The 19,579-nt window shown below is 44.9% G+C and carries 18 protein-coding genes; 11 read left to right on the forward strand and 7 right to left on the reverse strand.

The window, feature by feature from the left end:
- Positions 1–54: 54 nt before the first annotated feature.
- Together IPO96_04120 and IPO96_04125 are read left to right on the forward strand one after the other, a co-directional pair.
- The gene (locus tag IPO96_04120) at positions 55–1,707 is read left to right on the forward strand and encodes an FAD-binding oxidoreductase (GenBank protein QQS64728.1); all 1,653 of its coding nucleotides are present in this window, start codon (positions 55–57) and stop codon (positions 1,705–1,707) included.
- Between the two features lie 178 nt (positions 1,708–1,885).
- Positions 1,886–2,737, forward strand: a complete 852-nt coding sequence (locus tag IPO96_04125; GenBank protein QQS64729.1) for a hypothetical protein — start codon at positions 1,886–1,888, stop codon at positions 2,735–2,737.
- Positions 2,738–2,820: 83 nt separating this feature from the next.
- On the opposite strand, the gene IPO96_04130 is transcribed toward IPO96_04125, so the two are convergent.
- Positions 2,821–4,005, reverse strand: a complete 1,185-nt coding sequence (locus IPO96_04130; GenBank protein QQS64730.1) for a replication-associated recombination protein A — start codon at positions 4,003–4,005, stop codon at positions 2,821–2,823.
- A gap of 355 nt (positions 4,006–4,360) precedes the next feature.
- On the opposite strand from IPO96_04130, the gene IPO96_04135 reads away from it, so the two are divergent.
- Positions 4,361–5,416: a DNA recombination protein RmuC gene (locus IPO96_04135; protein ID QQS64731.1), complete on the forward strand. Its 1,056-nt coding sequence runs from the start codon at positions 4,361–4,363 to the stop codon at positions 5,414–5,416.
- 68 nt (positions 5,417–5,484) lie between these two features.
- Positions 5,485–6,054 carry a hypothetical protein gene (locus IPO96_04140; GenBank protein ID QQS64732.1) on the forward strand — a complete coding sequence of 190 codons (570 nt, stop codon included), beginning with the start codon at positions 5,485–5,487 and terminating at the stop codon, positions 6,052–6,054.
- Here the strand turns inward: IPO96_04140 and IPO96_04145 are convergent.
- From IPO96_04145 to IPO96_04155, 3 genes are read right to left on the reverse strand one after another with little or no spacing between them, the layout of a single operon-like run.
- Positions 6,051–7,376 carry a glycoside hydrolase gene (locus IPO96_04145; protein QQS64733.1) on the reverse strand — a complete coding sequence of 442 codons (1,326 nt, stop codon included), beginning with the start codon at positions 7,374–7,376 and terminating at the stop codon, positions 6,051–6,053. The genes IPO96_04140 and IPO96_04145 overlap by 4 nt on opposite strands.
- A 39-nt stretch (positions 7,377–7,415) precedes the next feature.
- Complete coding sequence (locus tag IPO96_04150; GenBank protein QQS64734.1) at positions 7,416–7,913, reverse strand: YajQ family cyclic di-GMP-binding protein; 498 nt, start codon at positions 7,911–7,913, stop codon at positions 7,416–7,418.
- 16 nt (positions 7,914–7,929) lie between these two features.
- Positions 7,930–8,505, reverse strand: coding sequence for a hypothetical protein (locus tag IPO96_04155; protein QQS64735.1), 576 nt, complete (start codon positions 8,503–8,505; stop codon positions 7,930–7,932).
- Between the two features lie 81 nt (positions 8,506–8,586).
- On the opposite strand from IPO96_04155, the gene pheS reads away from it, so the two are divergent.
- The 5 genes from pheS to pheT are packed head-to-tail and all read left to right on the forward strand — an operon-like array spanning position 8,587 to position 13,671.
- Positions 8,587–9,603 carry a phenylalanine--tRNA ligase subunit alpha gene (gene pheS, locus IPO96_04160; protein ID QQS64736.1) on the forward strand — a complete coding sequence of 339 codons (1,017 nt, stop codon included), beginning with the start codon at positions 8,587–8,589 and terminating at the stop codon, positions 9,601–9,603.
- Between the two features lie 21 nt (positions 9,604–9,624).
- Positions 9,625–10,365: an alpha/beta fold hydrolase gene (locus IPO96_04165; GenBank protein ID QQS64737.1), complete on the forward strand. Its 741-nt coding sequence runs from the start codon at positions 9,625–9,627 to the stop codon at positions 10,363–10,365.
- Positions 10,349–10,738 (forward strand): RidA family protein, encoded by a 390-nt coding sequence (locus IPO96_04170; protein QQS64738.1) that lies wholly within the window; start codon positions 10,349–10,351, stop codon positions 10,736–10,738. The genes IPO96_04165 and IPO96_04170 overlap by 17 nt, the downstream gene beginning before the upstream one ends.
- Complete coding sequence (locus IPO96_04175) at positions 10,731–11,165, forward strand: pyridoxamine 5'-phosphate oxidase family protein (protein QQS64739.1); 435 nt, start codon at positions 10,731–10,733, stop codon at positions 11,163–11,165. Before IPO96_04170 ends, IPO96_04175 begins: the two co-directional genes overlap by 8 nt.
- A 4-nt stretch (positions 11,166–11,169) precedes the next feature.
- The gene (pheT, locus tag IPO96_04180; protein ID QQS64740.1) at positions 11,170–13,671 is read left to right on the forward strand and encodes a phenylalanine--tRNA ligase subunit beta; all 2,502 of its coding nucleotides are present in this window, start codon (positions 11,170–11,172) and stop codon (positions 13,669–13,671) included.
- Here pheT and IPO96_04185 read toward each other — a convergent pair.
- Together IPO96_04185 and IPO96_04190 are read right to left on the reverse strand one after the other, a co-directional pair.
- Positions 13,668–14,300 carry an MgtC/SapB family protein gene (locus IPO96_04185; protein ID QQS64741.1) on the reverse strand — a complete coding sequence of 211 codons (633 nt, stop codon included), beginning with the start codon at positions 14,298–14,300 and terminating at the stop codon, positions 13,668–13,670. The two genes, pheT and IPO96_04185, sit on opposite strands and share 4 nt — an antisense overlap.
- Positions 14,301–14,459: 159 nt before the next feature.
- Positions 14,460–15,143 carry an HD domain-containing protein gene (locus IPO96_04190; GenBank protein QQS64742.1) on the reverse strand — a complete coding sequence of 228 codons (684 nt, stop codon included), beginning with the start codon at positions 15,141–15,143 and terminating at the stop codon, positions 14,460–14,462.
- Positions 15,144–15,178: 35 nt separating this feature from the next.
- On the opposite strand from IPO96_04190, the gene IPO96_04195 reads away from it, so the two are divergent.
- Together IPO96_04195 and IPO96_04200 are read left to right on the forward strand one after the other, a co-directional pair.
- On the forward strand, positions 15,179–16,951 hold the full coding sequence (locus tag IPO96_04195; protein ID QQS64743.1) for an ABC transporter ATP-binding protein: 1,773 nt from the start codon (positions 15,179–15,181) through the stop codon (positions 16,949–16,951).
- A 47-nt stretch (positions 16,952–16,998) separates the two neighbouring features.
- Complete coding sequence (locus IPO96_04200; protein ID QQS64744.1) at positions 16,999–18,177, forward strand: aminotransferase class I/II-fold pyridoxal phosphate-dependent enzyme; 1,179 nt, start codon at positions 16,999–17,001, stop codon at positions 18,175–18,177.
- Positions 18,178–18,303: 126 nt separating this feature from the next.
- Here the strand turns inward: IPO96_04200 and IPO96_04205 are convergent, their stop codons facing one another.
- Positions 18,304–19,524: a hypothetical protein gene (locus IPO96_04205; protein QQS64745.1), complete on the reverse strand. Its 1,221-nt coding sequence runs from the start codon at positions 19,522–19,524 to the stop codon at positions 18,304–18,306.
- Positions 19,525–19,579: the final 55 nt, after the last annotated feature.

Here is a 19,579-nt window from a genome sequence, read left to right on the forward strand (position 1 = left end):
TAGCATAAGCGCTCTTGCGTGCCTTGCTAATTTCGCTTAAGCTATTAGTAAACGATGGGCAATCTTAAAGACGAGATATTGGGGTTAATCAAGGGTGAGGCTGAAGACTCGCCTGAGTTCAAAGAATTTTATAGCCATGACGCTAGCATGTTTGAGCTTATCCCAGAGGTCGTAGTAGCGCCGCAGGATAGTGAAGATGTTAAGACTTTGGTAAAGTATGCCCAAGAAAAACACAAGAAGGGTCAACGAATCTCCCTGACAGCTCGAAGCGGCGGGACAGATATGAGCGGTGCAGCCATTTCAGAATCTGTTGTGCTAGATTTTAGCAAACATTTTACTAAAATTGGCGAAGTAACTAGCACTTCCGCGCAGGTACAACCGGGTGTTTTTTATCGAGATTTTGAACCACTGACACTCCAAAAAGACGCAATAATGCCTAGCTATCCGGCTAGTCGAGACCTTTGTACGGTTGGTGGAATGGTAGCTAACAACTCAGGTGGAGAAAAATCGCTTCGATATGGAAAAGTAGAAAAATTTGTAAATTCACTAAAGGTAGTTTTTGCCGACGGCAATGAGTACGAGGTAAAACCACTCACCAAACGTGAGCTGGAAGCCAAAATCGCTCAAGGGGACTACGAGGGCGGAATTTACCGTAAAGTTTTTGAACTTGTTGATAAGCATTATGATGAAATTCAAGCGGCTCGACCAAAAGTTAGCAAAGATTCAACTGGCTATCATTTGTGGGATATTTGGAACCGTGAAACTGGAATTTTTGACCTCTGCCAAGCCATTATCGGTAGTCAAGGTACGCTCGGATTGGTGACAGATATCAACTTCAAGCTTGTGCCGGCTTATAAGCATTCTGGTACTTTAGTTATGTTCCTACGTTCAATTGATGATCTTGGCAGCCTGATAAATGATGTTATGGCGCATAAACCTGCTACTTTTGAAGGCTTTGATAATTACACGTTGATGTTGAGCTTTAAACTCTTCCCGCTTTTTCACAAGCGGCTAGGTTGGTGGGGCATGATCAAGCTAGCAATCCAGCTAATACCTAACGCTTTCATGCTTTTCCGTGGAATACCGAAAATGGTTATGTTGATTGAGTTTGACGGCAACGATCCGAGCGAGGTTGCCGCAAAAGTCCATGCTTTACGGGAATCTTTGCATAATTACGACCACGAAAGCCTGTTCGAGGAAGATGAGACAGAGGCTAAGAGCAAGAAGTTCTGGATAATGCGGCGTGAGAGCTTCAAGTTGCTCCGCGACAAAGTCCACGACAAGCACACGGCGCCGTTTATGGACGATCTAATTGTACGCCCAGAGTTTTTGCCAGAGTTTTTGCCAAAGATCCGTACGATTATCAAAAAGTATAACTTGCTAGCGACCATTGCAGGCCACATGGGAGATGGAAACTTTCATATTATTCCGCTGATGAACATAGAGCGTGAAGATGAAAAAGCCAAACTAGAGCCTGCCATGCGCGAGATAAACAAAGTGGTACTGGACTATCAAGGTTCTCTCAGTGGTGAGCATAATGACGGTATGATTCGTGGGCCGTGGTTACGCGAAATGTATGGACCAAAAATGTTCAAGCATTTTAAAACACTCAAGGAAATATTTGACCCAAACTACATATTTAACCCACACAAAAAGACAGACTCTGACTGGCAATATTCGATGAAGCACCTTCGTGAAAAGTTCTAGCCTAGTTTAGGCGGTAGCAACTACCCTTAACTAAGCCCCTAGCCTTAACCCTAATATATGCAGTTCAGGCTTCCTCACCTCTTGGTCTAAAAGCCTGTATAAAGTGGCAAAAAAGATAATTGACCTAACTTGGTATCCCATGGTATAATAATTGCGAATTTAACGGAGTAACAGATTCATGGCAATCACTAGTTTAGTGCGACCGGAACAGAAACCAAAACTTCCCTTTGATCCAGGCCAAACAGCCGAACTTTTCGGTGAAGTCTTAGGTATATTAGGCTTTGTTGTTGATGACGCGGTCAGGCAAGAGCTTGCTAAAGACACAGATGATCTGGCTACCAGACTAGCAACTGCCAAATTTGCTGGTCAAGCCGTGACAGGCGAAGCCGTATTAAACATCCCATATAGTCTTTTAACTACAGCTGAGCTAATCGAAGGGATAGACAGTGCAGATAGCCGTAAGTTCAGAGGTGCTAACCAAGGCAAAAAGTTTTTGGAAGCTGTTGTTTTTCATGAGCTTTGGACCCCAGGCACAGACGCCGATAGTTACACTGATGAGCAACTAGGTGCTGCTAGCGGTAAGCTTACCACCGTCAGGTTCCTAGTCAATAATCCACATAAAAACAGCAAAAACAAAGGTTATTCAGCAGAACCGCTACTCCACTTCTTAGGCGATCCATTCGATGCGAAGTATGCTAAAGACAGCCAGCAGACTCAGTTAGACAAAACAGCAGCTACAAAAGCTGATTTTCAGCGAACATACTCACAACTAGAATTACGAGCTGCCGCCCACCGCGAAATAGCAGTCTTAGGCCTAATGCGGCGTATTTGTGGCCAGCCGATGCCAATAGAATGGGGCTTTATGTACGACGGCAACCTGCCGCGCAAAACTGTGGGCGGCAACTCGTTCGTCGCGAGCGTTCGCTCGGACGATGGTCAGGCTAACTTCGGCAGGGGCAATGGCTACGCGGATGACGACGCTGGCGTTGGCCTTTCGGCGGGGCTAGTAAGCGATCGTATTGAGCTTTAAGCCTTGGCATTTCTTTTTTCTTGTTTTGAAGCTAAATAATTTGTATAGTAATGTGCCGACCCTTACTCACTAAACTCTAAAGCTTAAGCTCTGCATTCTGATTCTGTCATCTCTTGGGGTAAGAAGCTGTCTTTGGGTTTGAAACCTGCCTGCCACTGATAGTCCTTGCCATAGCCTAAGTCTTTCATTAGCTCAGTTGGGGCGTTGCGGATCCAGAGCGGTACGCTTGCGTTAGGAAAGCGTTTGGCAAGATCAATCGCACTTGCCATTAAATCGGTTGCTTCTCGTGACTTTGGTGCTTTGGCTAAAACAGCTGCACAGTGAAAAAGGTTGTATTGACACTCTGGCATGCCGATTCGCTCAGCGGCTAGGAATGTACTAACTGCCAAATTTAGTGCGGCGCTAGCTGCCAGACCAATATCCTCACTAGCAAAAATCACCATACGACGTGCAATAAACTTAGGGTCTTCACCGGCTTGGAGCATGCGGGCAAGGTAGTAGCAAGCTGCTTTTTCATCGCTGCCTCGCATGGATTTGATAAACGCGCTGACAATATCGTAGTGACTGTCGCCTTTCTTATCATAGGCAGGAGCTACTGTTTGGGCGGCTTGTTCGATAGTATCTTTGGTTATCTTCTGACCTCTGGCTAGCTTTACGGCCAACTCCAAATTACCAAGTGCGCTACGCGCATCACCGTGACTAAGGGTGACAATAGTATCTATGGCCTGTTTGGTTAATTTACCGCCAAGTTTTAAGTTCTTGCTCGCTCGGGCAATGATTTTGGACATATCGCTGTTACCAATTGGCTTTAAAACAACTACTCTCGCCCGAGACAGAAGCGGCCGGATAACTTCGAAACTAGGGTTTTCAGTTGTAGCGCCAATCAGGGTTATTAACCCAGATTCGACATGCGGCAAAAAAGCGTCTTGTTGAGCTTTGTTGAAGCGGTGAATTTCATCAACAAAGAGCACGGTGTCTGTTTTTAGACGCTGATTTTGGCGGGCATGCTCGACTATTTTCCTTACATCAGCTAATCCAGACGTAACAGCGCTAATTTCGATAAAGTCGGCATCTGCGTTACTGGCCAACATGCGAGCTAGGGTTGTTTTACCACTTCCTGGCGGCCCCCAAAATATCAGACTGCTAACCGATTTTGAATTAAACATATGCCTTAGCAGTCCGTTAGAGGATAATAACTCGTCTTGACCAAAAACTTCTTCAGGCTTTTTTGGTCGTAAAGCTTCGGCTAGAGGCCGGTTTGTTTGCATATACTCATAATAACCCCAGCTCGACGTTAGTCAACCCAAGTGAATATAAATTTGTATCTGTAAATCTTATCACTACGGCGTAGTTTATGTGTTAACGGCTACGTAAAATACATTAAAAATGCAATCTTTACTAGCTAAAATGTATATGTATATTTATAGGTGTTGTTATGTCGAGCTGGGGTTAATAGTAAGTGTTACGCGCGTGGGCATTTTCAGCAGCTTGCCAAAAAATCTAATTTTTTTAAAACTATTAACCAAAAATAAATATCAAGGTAAGTTGTGAAAAATCAAAGATTGTGCAGTTTGCCAGATAAATATTGCGCACCATTTCTTAGATTGAGGTACAATAGTGCTTATGAATGAGGTGAGTTATGTTTTTTTGGCGATTGTTGGGCTGCTACTTACTTGGCTGATTGCTAGAACCTACCGCACAAAAGATAGTAGCTCTAGTCAGATGCTACAGCAGAACATACTGCATCTGACAGATAATGTGACAAAGCTGAAAGATCAGCTACAGTCTCAGCTAGATACAAAACTTGATAAAAACCAACGTAGTATGAGTGAGCAGCTGGCGGCTAGTGCCAAATTGATCGGCAATGTAACCGAAAGGCTGACTCGGTTAGATGATACAAATAAGCGAGTGGTCGATGTTGCGGACGAACTAAAAGTGCTGAAGAATGTGCTACAGAATCCGAAGCAGCGCGGCGTACTCGGCGAGTTTTACCTCGATCAGATTTTGCAGAACTTGCTGCCACCAAATAGCTACAGCCTGCAATATAAACTGACCGAAGGCATGGTCGTTGACGCTGTGATTCATCTAGATGGCAAGATGTTGCCGATTGATAGCAAGTTTTCGCTAGAAAACTATAATCGACTAATTGATGCCGAAGGGGAACAGCGCGAGGCTTTGGAAAAGACCTTCAAAGAAGATTTAAAACGCCGAATTGATGAAACTAGCAAATACATTCAGACCAAAAAAGGTACGCTCGACCAAGCTTTAATGTTTATCCCTAGCGAGGCGATCTATTACGATCTTTTGGCAAACAAAGTTGGTGCGGCTGGGGTAAATGGTCGTGATTTGATGCAGTACGCAGCAGTAGAGAAAAGAGTCGTCATTGTCGGTCCGAGCACTCTTAGCGCCATGATCCAGGTGATTGTTCAGGGCCTAAGAAGTCTCGAAATCCAGAAAGACACAGAAGTAATTAGAAAAAACATAGAGCAACTTCAAAAACATCTACTAGCTTATGATGCTCATTTCAAAAAGGTCGGTAATTCGCTAGGTGCAACAGTCGGGCACTATAACAATGCCTCAAAAGAATTAGGCAAGATCGACAAAACGATAGTCAAAATTGGTGGTGGTGAGAGTGTTTTGGAGAATGAGATTCTCGATAAGCCACTAGCTGATGAGTAAACTAGGTAGAGGTTCTATCTATAACCTAATCCATGGTATGATTTTAAGCATAAGAGGGAGATTATTTTATGGACAATGTTGCGAATGAACCAGCAAAAACAGAGAACCAAAGCACGCAAATCGTCTACAAAGAAAAGAATAAACTAAGCAACATCTTTACAAGAAGTTTACTCAGTTTACTCTTAGTGTTGTGCGGAATAGCTATAGTCTGGCAAATGCTCCAGAGTCGGACAAAAAATAACGAGATAAAGACGGCTAAGGAACAATTGTCGCAGTTGGAGAAAGATAAAAACCTCGTTCAAAATCAAGTTTCTGATCTCAAAGATAAGGTAAAAAACTTAACCGCTGCGCCTGCTCCAGATACAAAATCTGATGATGAATCAATAAAGGATGCTGCGAGGGCTTATGTTCGAGCTGTAACTGCCACTCAAAATGATGCCAATTTTACTTATACAATTATGAAAAAGGAATCTGATTTCGCAAGAGTTAACGTCGGCGTGCCAGAAGGCGGCGGCTATGCTATGGTGCTGAAAAAGTCCAACAGCCTATGGGTACGTGTCTATGAAGGGCAGGGGAACCCTAGCCAAGCCGACATTAGCAAATTTTCTATTCCGGCTGGTCTGTTTCCAACCAATTAATCTTTGTTGTTTAGTAGATCGATGGTAAGAGCTGCTGTCCAGCTAAAATTTTCGGCCCCGGCGGGCTTACCCGAGTGCGCCGAAAAGTATTCACTTGGGCCATGATTTTTGACAAGGCTTAGAGTGTGTTCAGATAGTTCTCGCGCCTCCTCAGTCATGTCGTAGCGTTTTAGCCCGTCAATGATAAGCCAGTTAGTATTTACCCAGGTTGGACCTTGCCAATAGCCGAGTTCTCGAAAGGCGTGGCTGCTAAACGGTACTGACGGTACAGGGTATTTGCCCCAGTAATCCTTATTATTTTTTAGCATTTTGACTAAAATCTTGGCGCGTTCTGGTTCAATACAGCCAGCATAAAGAGGCATGAAAGTGGCTATTGAAGGCTCTTTGATGAGTTTATGTGTGACGAAGTTTCGGCTGTAGAATTGGCCAGTATATGGATCCCAAAGCTTCTCGTTTATATGTTCGCGGCCTTTATGAACCCGCTCATGCAGCCACTGCGGAATCTCGTGTCCAATAGTCTTGGAGATCGTTTTTAGGTGGCTATGGGCTCTGATCAGTATGCAGTTGAAGGTTAGGTCCTGTACGGCGAAGTCAGATTTGTTTAGTATGCCTTCTATATCCCAATTCTTACGCCTAAGCCGTCGAATGACGTTGTAATACAGCAGAGCGTCCATGTTACTAATGCGTTGGCCAGGGGGAGAGTGTTTGGTGTCGCGGCGAAATAGATTTACTAATCGATCTAAGTGAAGTTTCTGAAAACCGCTAGCCCACCATGGAGTTTGATGCATGTGAAGTTCGTGCATCCAGGGTGGTGTGTTGTCTAGGCCGGATTCCCACGGGTGTATCAGGAGAACTAACCCCTCTTCGTGCGGGTCTCGTTCGCGGTACAACCATTCGTGGTATGCCAGAAGTGCCGGGAAAGTATCGAGGTACCATTGCCGCCGTGCTTCGGGTTCTAGCTTTTTACCAATCCTAACAATAGCCTCTGCAAGCATTGGCGGCTGGGTGATGCCGCTGGTTTTTTGGTCGTCGGGCGCATAAGGGCTACGCCAGCTTTTCCACATATCACGATCTTGTTTATGCTCGGCATGATCAGTAAAAATCATGTTTGGGATCATACCGTTGCCCCATTGTCCTCTCAACAAGCTCAAGATCTCTTTTTTGGCACGATCAAGGTCGTAGTTAGCGAGTCCTATTGCTGTAAAACAACTATCCCATAACCACTGATGCGGGTAAAAGTTTGGTGCGGGCATAGTGTACTCGCCGCTGTAGTTGTCGGAGAGTACTTTTTTACATTTTTCTAGCAGTTCTTTATTGTCCACCTAGGAATTATAACGCTTCTGGTAGAATCATAGTATTTTCTAGCGGAAGTTTGTAAACGAAACAGGGAAGCCGAAGTTAGCTTCTCGCAGAAGCTGCATCGCTAGCTGTAGTTCGTCTTTTTTGGGGCTCATAATGCGAACTTCTTCGCCTTGAATCTGGGCTTTTACTTTTGGCAGTTTTTCACGAAGAAGATTTGTGATCTTTTTGGCTTTGTCTGCAGTGAGGCCTTTGACAAAGCTTACTTCCCAGCTCATTTTTAAGTTGCTAGTCACTGGTTCCTTAGAACTAGTATCAAAAGTTTTTTGGCTCAAGCCGCGCGAGGCAGCTTTTTTGCGGACCATATCGATAATTGAGTCTAGTTGAAACTGATTGTCACCAGTAATTTTTAAACCCTGCTTGTCGTCCAGCCAGTCAATGCTAGCTGAAGTTCCTTTAAAATCATAACGACTGGAGATCTCGCGCTGAACTTGGTCGAAGACGTTGTTCATCTCGGCTTTGTCGTAATCACTAACACAGTCAAAACTAAATTGCGCCATAAGGATATTTTAGCAGCTAGTTTGCTATTTCGTCACACCAATACAATCTAACGCCTGGAAAATACGCGTATGCCTTCGGCGAAGAATCTGTTAGCTCCGGTGTGAGTGGTGGGCAGAAGTTCATGCCGAGCCAAAAACCGTCATATTCGGGATTAGCAAGGCGGTCAAAAAGTTCTGGATCCCTATCTTTACCAAATATCGGATTTTCCTTAACCTCCGCAGACATGGTTTGGCTGTCTAGAATCCGATATGGCCAAACGGCCAGTGGAGGCATATTATTTAAGATTATCTCTTGATCAGAGCTTGTAGGTGATTTGGGCACGACCTTTAGGAAGTTACCGGCAAATCTTATTGGTGAGGGTGCATACCTTGTTGTAAAATCCGTCTCAAAAGCTATTTGCTTTAAGACGCATCTGTCTAATATCTTTGTAAAAAAATTAATGAAACAGTCTTTTTGAACTTCCGAAGTATGAGGCTCGCCTGCCGGAAAATTGTGAGCAAAATCTAGGATATGGGTATCAATAGCTGTTAATAGCTGCTCAGGATAAAATCCCGGGTTCCACCCACTCGTTCCGTATAGTTCCTTAAACATGTTTTTTTAGGATACTACACCCTTTGTAAAAATCATAAGGGCCATGCTTATTTTGTACGCTATCTGTTGTACAATAAAACTATGAACGAGTTAGACCAAAAACTAGTGCAAGAGTTGAGAGTACGTGCTGAGGCAGGTGAGAACGTCCTTCGTTCTGATGAATTTAGAGCACTCTTCGATGTTATCAAGACTCTGCCAGCAGAACAAAAGGCCGCTTACGGCGAAGCAGTCAATGAGCTTCGAGCAGAACTGGAGCAACTTTCACGTAGCACCGAGCCCGCTAACCAGGTTCCAGACAAAGGCGCTCTGGATGTAACTGCGCCGATGTCGACTAATCACGGAGCGCCACAACTACTGAATACTGAAAATGGTTCGCAGCACCCTATAACAACTGAGCTTGAACGCGCATCAGATATCTTTGAGCTAATGGGCTTCGAGATTGTGGAAAGCCGCCAGATTGACGACGACTATCACATGTTCGAGACGCTGAACTTTCCGGCGGACCACCCAGCTCGTGATGACTACGATACGTTTATGACAGAAGAGGGGTTAATCGCTCCAGCGCATACTAGCACAATGCAAAACCGAGTGATAAAAGAGCGTCTCAAAAATCTTGAAAACGGTGAGCCGATTGCTGTAATGGTCGCCGGTAGAGTCTTCCGAAACGAAGATCTTGATGCTCGGCATGAACATACATTTCATCAGATCGAGGGTGTTTATGTTGGAAAAAACGTGACTGTCGGCAATCTTATTGCGACACTGAAGACTTTTCTGGAGAGTTATTACGAGCAAGAACTAAAGACCAGAATCACACCGTTTTACTTCCCGTTTACTGAACCAAGCTTTGAATTTTCGCTTAGCTGCCCGTTTTGTAAGGGTGAAGGGTGCCATATCTGTAGTCAAGAGGGCTGGATTGAGCTACTCGGCTGCGGTATGATCCACCCAAATGTACTTAAAGAAGCGGGTGTTGACCCAGAAGTTTACACTGGCTTTGCCTGGGGAATGGGAGTTGAAAGGTTAGTGATGATGAAGTATGACATAGATGACATCAGGCATTTTAACAGTGGTAAGTTGGCATTTTTGAGGCAGTTTAGATAACCGATTAAGGATTAAAGATTAATGATTGTGGAAGAGAGCTCCGTAGCTAACCAACAAATTGATATTCCTTGTGTTGGCTATGATGTGAAAGCTGACTTCTACGAAGGCGACGCCGACATTGCAGTAATGATTTATATTGGCTTTACATCGAATAAGTCTAGGTACAAGGCGCTAGCCGGCTTGCTAAACGAGCAACTAGGCGCTTCGGTTTTGGTGCTTGATTACAGTGGCCATGGCGCAAGTCCGTTCGATATTGATGATGTTTGTCCGGCTCAAAACTTCCTTGAGTCGATCACGGCCTTTGACTTGCTAAAGGCAAAGTATCCGAAGCGTCAGATGTTTGTTATTGGTACAAGCTATGGCGGATTTATGGCGACCCAGCTCACCAAATACCGTGAGTTTGATAAGTTAGTGCTGCGAGTGCCGGCACTATACAAGCCGCATGACTTTTATACTAAGTGGGGCGAATATGATTCAATCGAAACAAGACACGATTACAGACTTAACGCCAAGGATCTTGGATCTCACCCACTGCTAAAAAGGGCAGCCGATTTTAAGGGCAAGACGCTGGTTGTGACACATGAACTAGACACGATCTGTCCGCCGAACTCAACGGCCCCTTTTATTAAGGCTTTCCGGGCTGATCATTGGGTGGAGACTGGCTTGGGGCATTCATTCCGCGAAAGTGGTGTCACTAAGGCTCAGGCCGAAAAATATTACAATAAAATAATTGATTGGTTAAAAAATGAAAAAAGCAATTAGTAGCGTTCATGCTCCAAGGTCGACCGATATTTATTCACAAGCTATTGAGTCAAATGGTTTTGTCTTTGTTTCGGGGCAAATTCATATGACGACTGAGGGTGTAGTGGTTGAGGCTAGTGTCGAGGGAAAGCTGGAGCAAATTATGGACAACATCACGGCAATACTAAAAGAAGCCGGTCTAAAACTAGACAACATAGTAAAAATCACAGTTTATCTCACAAGCATCGATGATGCTAAAGAGTTCAATGCAGCTTACGGAAGGTATTTTGTCCAGCCGTTGCCAGCACGTGAACTGATTTGTGTGCAGGCCCTACCTCGTGGTGCAACAATTGAGCTGAGCGTCATAGCGGCTAGGAGCACTAAGAGTGAATAAGCTGAACGAAAATAAATATTGTACGCTTTCAACAGTTTGCGAAGACGGTCAACCTTGGGGTAGTCCTGTCTTTTTTGTGGCTGACGAGGCGGGGAATATATATTGGTGGTCCCCTGTAAAATCAGTTCATTCCATTAACATAAGAAGAACAGGCACGGTTTTTGTGACAGTGTTTGATTCCAGTGTTCAAGAGGGTAAAGGGCAAGCTCTATATATGCAGTGTGAAGCAACTGAGCTCGAAAATGACGAGGCTGAAGAAGCCAGATTACTTTATAACAAAAAAGCTAAGTTTTTTAAGTTGGAAGCAAAAGATATTTTGGGCGAAGCTCCTACTAGAATCTACTGCGCAAAGCCGAAGAAAAAATGGCGGAACGTAGACGCCGAAGAAAACGGCTATTTCATCGATGCTCGTGAGGAAGTAGAATAGTATTATGAAGTTCAGTCTAAACTTAGCGCAGTATTACTCGAATGTTGACCTCAAATCTTTCGATCGGGACGAGCTTATCGGTCGAATTGGCGACAGGATCGGAGCGATTGAGCAAGTTGAGGAGCTTGCGCCTAAGTATGCAGGTGTAATAGTCGTCAAGGTGGTCAATTGCGAAAAACATTCTGATGCTGACAAGCTAAGTGTTTGCAGAATTGATGATGATGGTGCTGCGCAGAATGTTGAACGCGACCAGCAGGGCCTTATAACAGTAGTTTGTGGTGCGCCAAATGTTCGAGCGGGCTTACTTGTTGTATGGATCCCGCCGGGCGCAACAGTACCTTCTACGTATGACAAAGAGCCATTCGTGCTCGAGGCTCGGGCTATTCGCGGGATTGTCAGTAACGGTATGCTAGGAAGTCCTAGAGAGCTTGGCGTTAGCGAGGAGCATGGTGGCATTCTAGAGATAGAGGCAAGTGATGTAGGTGAGGAACTAGCAAGGCCTGGTACTGCATTTGTGAAGCTTTATGGCCTGGATGACTTTGTAGTTACCTGCGAAAACAAGATGTTTACTCATCGGCCAGACTGCTTTGGCAATCTTGGTATCGCTCGTGAGGTTAGCGGAATTTTTGATCAACAATTTAAATCACCAGATTGGTACGTAGAGCCAATCAGCCATGCCGTCGGCCCCAATCCAGTTGCAATTGAAGCCGTAAATCAAGTGCCTGAACTTGTGCCGAGATTTATGTGCCAAGCAGTTACAGGGCTTAGCGTACAGACCTCGCCAGTATGGCTTCAGAGTTATTTGAATCGAATGGGAGTAAAGAGCATTAACAATGTTGTTGATTACTCAAACTATTTCATGCTGCTGACCGCTCAACCAACACATGCCTTCGACTACGATAAGCTCGTTAAGTTGACGGGCCAGTCAAAAATAACTCTTGGTCCGAGACTTGCTAAAAAAGGCGAAAAACTAGCACTTTTGAACGGCAAAACTGTTGAACTATCCGATAAAGACATGGTTATTGATGCTTGCGGAGTGCCTGTTGCGCTAGCGGGAGTTATGGGCGGTCAGCAGAGCGAAGTTGACAGCACAACCAAGACAATAGTTATTGAATGCGCAACTTTTGACATGTACGCTGTGCGGCGTACCAGCATGCGGCATGGTTTGTTCACCGATGCCGTTACTCGCTACACCAAGAATCAAAGTCCTTTGCAGAATCCTCAGGTTTTGGCTAAGTTTGTTGATGAGCTTGTTCATTCGGTTGGTGGGGTGGTTGCCAGCGATGCCCTCGATATTTTTGATCAAGCAAAGCTGGATTCGGTACGTAAGTCTATTATGATCAGTCCTGATTTCGTAAATAGTCGTTTGGGCACAGAACTTACAAAAGAAGATATCGCCCAGATCCTGGCTAATGTTGAGTTTGACTGTACGTATCAGGATGAAAAAGTTATTATAAAATCCCCATTTTGGCGTACTGATATAGAACTACCCGAGGATATTGTCGAAGAAGTTGGCAGGCTCTATGGTTTCAGTCGTTTGCCGTCAGGCTTACCACATCGATTAGCAAAGCCTGTGGGCCAAGACGCTTATTTGAAGCTAAAGACTAAGATTCGCCATATTCTAGCGCGAGCTGGTGCAAATGAGGTGCTCAGTTATAGTTTTGTGCATGGCAATCTGCTAAAAAAGGCCGGGCAAAAACCAGAAGACTCCTTCGCCATTCGTAATGCGCTCAGCCCGGATCTTCAGTATTATCGTCAAACTCTAACTCCGTCACTGCTCGAAAAAGTCCACCCAAATATCAAAGCTGGCAATGACGAGTTTGCTATTTACGAACTCAATAAAACCCATAACAAAGTTCATGGCAATGACGAGCAGGGGTTGCCGGGAGAACTAAACATGCTGGCTCTAGTTTTTGCCAGTAAAAATGGCAAATCTGACTATGCCTATTTTGAGGCCAAAAAATATCTCGAGTTTTTGGCTGAACAACTTGGTTTCACGCTAGAGTTCAAAAAGGCAGAACAGGTGGAGTTTCCTGTCACAAAGCCGTTTGGCTTGTCTAGATCCAGTTATGTAAGTATCAAAGAGACGGGTGATTTTCTGGGAATGGTAGGCTGTTTTCGCGATGAAGTGACTACTAACTTCAAGCTTCCGGCTTCGGCGGGGTTTGAGATTGGACCAGAAGTTTTTCTCGAAGCCTCAAGAAAATACAAAGGCAAGATCTACAGGCGATTGGGTAAATACCCATCGACTGAACAAGATCTAACACTTAGACTACCAGCAACCGTAGTTTACTCAGAACTAGAATCAAAAATCGAGGAAGCACTTAAATCGACAGGCTATGCCTGGACATTGGAACCAGTAAGTATTTTTCAAAAAGAACAAGAACCTACAAAGAACTTTACTTTCAGGCTTACGCTAAGCCACAAAGATAGAACATTGACCACTATTGAGGCCAACCAATTACTTGATGATTTGACCCTGGCCGCGCAAGCTGAAAGAGTTTAAAAGTCGATCACTTGTTCTTCATTGAGTAGGTAGTCTTCCATATGGCGATGGGCATTAGGTTTGCCAGAAGTTACTAATCTTAGGACAAAGTTGCCGCCATTCATCGAGCGTCGATAGTCATGTACTTTCAATGAGCTAGAACGAAACTTAGACATGACGTCGTCTAGGCCAACAAGGCTAGTTGCGGTGATGGTGTAGGTGCGTTCGCGCTTGAGGTGGTCTATCCAGTGCTCGAAGCCCGGTAGAGCAATAAGTGCGAACATAGCAATTATTGTTGCCACAGCAGCAAGCGAAAAGTCACCCATACCTGACGCGATACCAATCCCGGCACCAACCCAGATCGTTGAAGATGTAGTGAGGCCTTTGATTGAGAAGCCGTCTTTAGCGATAGCTCCAGCACCGATAAAACCTATGCCAGCAATAATATAGCCGATGATTCTTGCAGGATCGCTACTGCCATGCATTGACGAGAGGTCGAGCGCCGAGATAGTGAACAAGGCTGTGCCCAGAGCGATTAATAGCTGTGTTCGAAAGCCAGCTGATTTATCGCGGTACTCACGCTCTAAGCCGATGATGCCGCCTAGGCCTGCGGCAACTAATAACCTCAATACTGCATCTGTGAATTCCATAAAGAGAATTATAGCACCATAATTACTCATGCTTAAGCAGGAATTACGCGTTTAGTGCACTTTCGGATGAAAATCGAGTGCCGCAAGCCGAGCCGTACTTAACGTACGGTGAGCGCGGAACGGAGATTTTCGCCAAAAAGGTGCAACGCGTGATTCCTGTTAAGCTTGGAGCGTCTCAATCTCGGCTAAAGTCATGTGTAAGTTGCGTTCTTGGTAGGGAAGTAGTACTTTGGCTTCTTCGGTGTACCAATTGTGGGTCGAATAAAATACGACCTGGTTCTGCAAAAACACTAATCGATTCTCTGGTCCTGGCTGTTCGCCCTTCAGAGACTCTGAGTAAAGCCGATCACTGCGAACTTTTGACTCCTCGGGCGGCAGGCCGGCGGCCGACACGTCGGCATCACACATTAGCTGCCCAAGATAATCTTCGCCGGCTGACTGCCAGAAACCGTGTTGATTTACGCCGCAGACGGTCGCCATAATAATATTTTCTACTCGGGAGACTAATGGCTTTTTAAAGACGTCGGGTGTTTGCTTGATCATCCACTTGGCGATTTTTTTAGCACTTTGCTGCTCATTCACACCATTCCCAGTCATACCATGAACGAGGTCGTGCCCGGCAGCCGCAATTTGCAAGATAGCTAGCTCAGTAGGGCTAATTTTGCCCTTGGTCATGGCTAGTTCTCCAAGTGAACTAGCGGCCGCAACAACATCAAGTGTGTGTAGGTGGTTATGGTAGGGAAGCGGCAATCGGCCGAATTCGCCATAAACCCTACGAGTGTAAGCATAGGAATGAGCTATCAATAGCTCACTGGCTTTATCTAATTTATTTGACCTTTTCATTGCCGCTGTAATTTTATCATGTTTAAATAGTGGTAATGAAAGATATTTTGAGGATCCTAAAATCCGGTCGGGAGCTGAAGTGGCACTACTTTGCCATTAGCCTACTGACGACCGTTCTGTCGCTAGTCACAATCATGACGCCTCTTTTGAGTGGCTGGGCGATCGATGAGATAAGAAAGGGCACGGGTGCGAATGTGCGCTACGCCGCCTTGCTGGCGGTGGGGATCTTTGCTCTCGACTTAATGCAAACAGTGGTCAGTAACATCAATGGCTATATTGGTGATAGGGTGCTGGCTAAACTGACGGCCATTTTAAGCCGAGACTATTACTCGCATCTGCTGACTTTGCCGCAAAGTTACTTCGATCGCGAGCTATCTGGGAAAATCATCAACCGCCTAAACCGCTCAATCTCTCAAATAACTCAGTTTATTCATATGATGAGCAATAACTTTTTGCAGTTTATTTTTAGTACTGTTTTAAGCTTGGGAGTGGTCGCTTATTATTCCTGGCAGGTAGCACTAATGCTCTTTGCGCTTTACCCTATCTTTATCTGGATGACAGTCAGGACAAGCGCCCGCTGGCAAGTTTTTCAAAAGCAAAAAAACGAGCACAATGACATTGCGAGCGGTCGCTTTGGCGAGTCGATCAACCAAGTCAAGGTGGTGAAAAGCTTCGTCCAAGAAGCGCGGGAGCTGAAGTTTTTTAACCGGCACTATCGATCGATGGTAGATATCTCTAAGCCGCAGTCGGCACTGTGGCATAAGCAAGACGTCATCAGGCGACTGATTTTAAACATAATTTTCTTTGCGGTTTATTTATTCATCTTTGTCAAAGGAGCGCAAGGTGTCTTCACACCAGGCCAAGCTGTGGCTTTGATTCTCTATGCCATGAATATCCGCATCCCTATTTTTTCGATTAGTTATCTGGTCGAAAACACTCAGCGAGCAGTTGCCGATAGCCGAGATTACTTTGAGATTATGGAGATAAAACCTGATATCAAAGATGAGCTGGCAGCCGAAGACTTAGTTGTGAAGTCGGCGCGGGTGGAGTTTCGGGATGTCGTTTTTGGTTATGGCGATCAGGACGTGCTGAAAAATATTTCACTACTGATTGAACCGGGAACTAAGGTAGCGTTGGTAGGAGAGAGCGGCGAAGGCAAGACTACGCTAACCAACTTGCTGCTGCGGCTCTACGAAGCGCGAGATGGCGAGATCTTCATTGATTCTCAGAACATACGTAAGGTAACGCAGAGCTCACTAAGGGGCAACATCGGTGTAGTATTCCAGGATCCAGCGCTTTTTAGCGGCACTATAGCCGAGAATATTTCTTATGCTAATCCAAAGGCGACCGATCGGCAGATATTGGCGGCCGCCAAAGCTGCCAATGCCGATGAGTTTGTATCAAAACTTAAAAAAGGCTACGACACAGAGATCGGCGAACGAGGACTGAAACTGTCAGGCGGCCAAAAACAGCGTATCGCTATTGCTAGAGCGCTGCTCAAAGACGCACCAATCTTGATACTTGATGAAGCAACCAGTAGCCTAGACAGCAAAAGCGAGATTATGGTGCAAGAGGCTTTGGAGCGTCTGATGCAGGGGCGTACTACCATTATTATTGCTCACCGCCTTAGCACCATCGCTCATGTTGATCAAATTGTGACTCTCAAGAACGGCCAGATTAATGAAGTAGGCAGCCCAGCCAAACTAGCCAAAAGCGGCGGTATTTATGCTAATCTTCTAAAACTTCAACATGGCAAAGATAAGGAATCAACCAAACTCAAACTCAGCCAGTACGACATCAACGCCTAAATTTTGTAATAATCGCTAAAAATCTTCATGATATACTATCTTGTACTATGGTTTTTAGAAATACGCTAGAAATTCCTGTTCCGCCGGATGTGATTATGCGGGCTAATGCACGCTACCAACAGGCTGTTGCTGCTGGCAGAGATGTTATAAACACCGGCATTGGTGTTGTGGTGGCTGACAGCGGTGACATATTCATGCCAACGGACGTGCGTTCAGCCTATGCCGACATTGCCAGCGAACTTAGTGAGAACCCAATCGGTTATCAGACACCTCGTGGGCACGTCGGCTACTTAAGTAAACTGGTCGAACTGCATGAGTTGGGTGATAGTAGTAGAATTGCAAGTGTTCAGACTGCGGGCGGTACGGGCGCATTGTCACTAGCCGCAGCGGTTTTACCGACATTATTTGATCTTCCGGCTAGCAGCCAGATTTTTAGCGATGGGGGTTGGCCAAACTACGAAGCCATTTTTAGTGATTATAATGTTCTACAAGCTAGGCATTTGGATAGCGAGGGGCGATACGATCATCAGAGTTTTCTTGGTGAGATTGACTCAGCTGATGCAGGTAGCATTGTCTTGATGCAGTCGTCTGGCTTTAATGACGACGGCATGGACCGCTCGCCAGAACAGTGGGACGATATTGTCCAAATAATTGGAAGAAGGGGCTTACTGCCAATTATTGATTGCGCTTACTCTGGTCTGACGAATCCCATGCTCGAGTCTGTGGCAGATCCTATCGGGAAATATCTTGATTCCGAATATCCTCACCTAGTTACTTATTCAAGTTCAAAAAATCTAGGCTTGTATCATAACCGTTTGGGAGCGTTAATGGTTTTTGGCGGTAATAGTAGCCAGGTTGCTGGGGTTCAGAATGTGCTAGAAAAAGCTGTACGTAGAAGCGTGTCCAGCCTAGCTTATTTACCAGCAGAGGCAGCTTATCGAGCTATGTATGACGGCAGTTTACTTACTTTAGAGCAAAATGAGATGGCCCAAACATTGGCTGCAAGAAGAAGGAGGTTTGCATCCGTTTTGGGAGGTGGCTTCAAACACGTAAGCGATGGAAACGGGCTGTTCGCTAAAATTTTACCTAGTGGTTTTAGCGAAGATCAACATAAAAAGGTCGAAGAACAAGGAGTCATAATCTTGCCAAGCTCCAGAGTGAACATTGGCGGCGTGCCGACTCCCAAAATACCCTCTGTAGCCGAAGCAATAAAAAACGTTTTGTAGTTTCTGTGCTCCTTATCTTCCTTGTCTAACTAAAGTGATTAGTATTAATATTGTGCTGTGTCAGCTAGCGTTTGACTTTTTTCTTAAAGTTTAAGTAGTTGACGAAGTCCATAGCTACTTATGTGATTATTTATCATGCTTTTGGTATATAAATAGTTTACTACTATCTGATAGGTTATTCTTTCTAAGATCCGGCTTAAGGCAAACGGACAAGTTTTGTCCATCAACCGCAGTGACTGTAACGTCTTTTTGTACTTCTGGAGTCTGGGTGAAGACAGAGGTTTTGCCTGCGGTGTAGTTACCTAGTACATTAATACACTGACCTTCATCCAGCTCTTTTACGAGCAAAGAACCACCTGAGGACTCGTCGTCATCTTTTATAGCAATCTTTCTGCTTAGACTAACGGCGTAAAGTCCTGGCGAAGACTCGTGAAAGGTTTGACCTTCTTTGGAAGTCGTATAGAGTGAGCTAGGCGCATCGGTTGTATCATATTCGACCATCAGGGGTATTTGCTCAACTCGCTTGCCAATCAGGACAGGGGCTGCTCCATCTGGTTCGGGGAAGCCTTGTGCTACGTGATCTGGGCTGTTGTTCCAGTCAACAAGTGCCTCTATAGGGTTTGGTAAAGGTATGCCTAGTAGCTTGGCATCAGAGCTGTTATCAAATATCTGTGGGCCCCAACCAATCGTTACCGCTATTAGTGAGTACAAAGCTCTCTTCATCCGCCGCCTTCCGAGCGGTATACGGTTGCCAGTAAATGCAGCGCTAACTCCTACAGGGTCAGTGTAGTATGTCTTGATTTTGCCTAACATGTTCAGTATAGAGTTTGCTGCTTTTTTAGCATGACTTGCGCCCTTCTCTTTGGGAGTGAGTTTTTCGCTAGTTTGTTCGGAAATTCTGTCAATAATATCTTTTGCGAGCTTCAGATATCTAGGGTCATTGACTAGAGGGTCTGAGAATTCAATTCCATTAAAGACTTGTAAGAAAGCATTGCCCGAAACCGGATCTTTAAAGAATTTCATTGCCTGAGGATTGTTAGAATCAATTTTAGTGTCTTCGGTCTCGTCGAATACAATAAATGGCAAACCTTCAACTTTACCTTTTGTGTCCGTGAACGCTGCTATTCGTGCGTAATAAAACGTATCGTTCCCTTTTAAGCATTGCGGGGCGTAAGCTTTGCTTACTACTGCCCGGCGAGAGTCAATAACTGCATTATAACTATCAGTTTTTAGTATAGCCCCGCAGGTAGCAGACAGGGTATCGGCAAAGCCTGTGTCACTCGACAATGCTGCTCTAAGCTCTGGATAATCTGATTCTGCCGTTTCGATTTCTGGATTGTATGACATAATCTCTCCTATGATATATAGTATACTAGAAAAATAACATAGGGTCAACACTATA

It is taken from the genome of Candidatus Saccharibacteria bacterium, assembly GCA_016700315.1.
In the GTDB taxonomy this organism is placed as follows: Bacteria; Patescibacteriota; Saccharimonadia; order Saccharimonadales; family SZUA-47.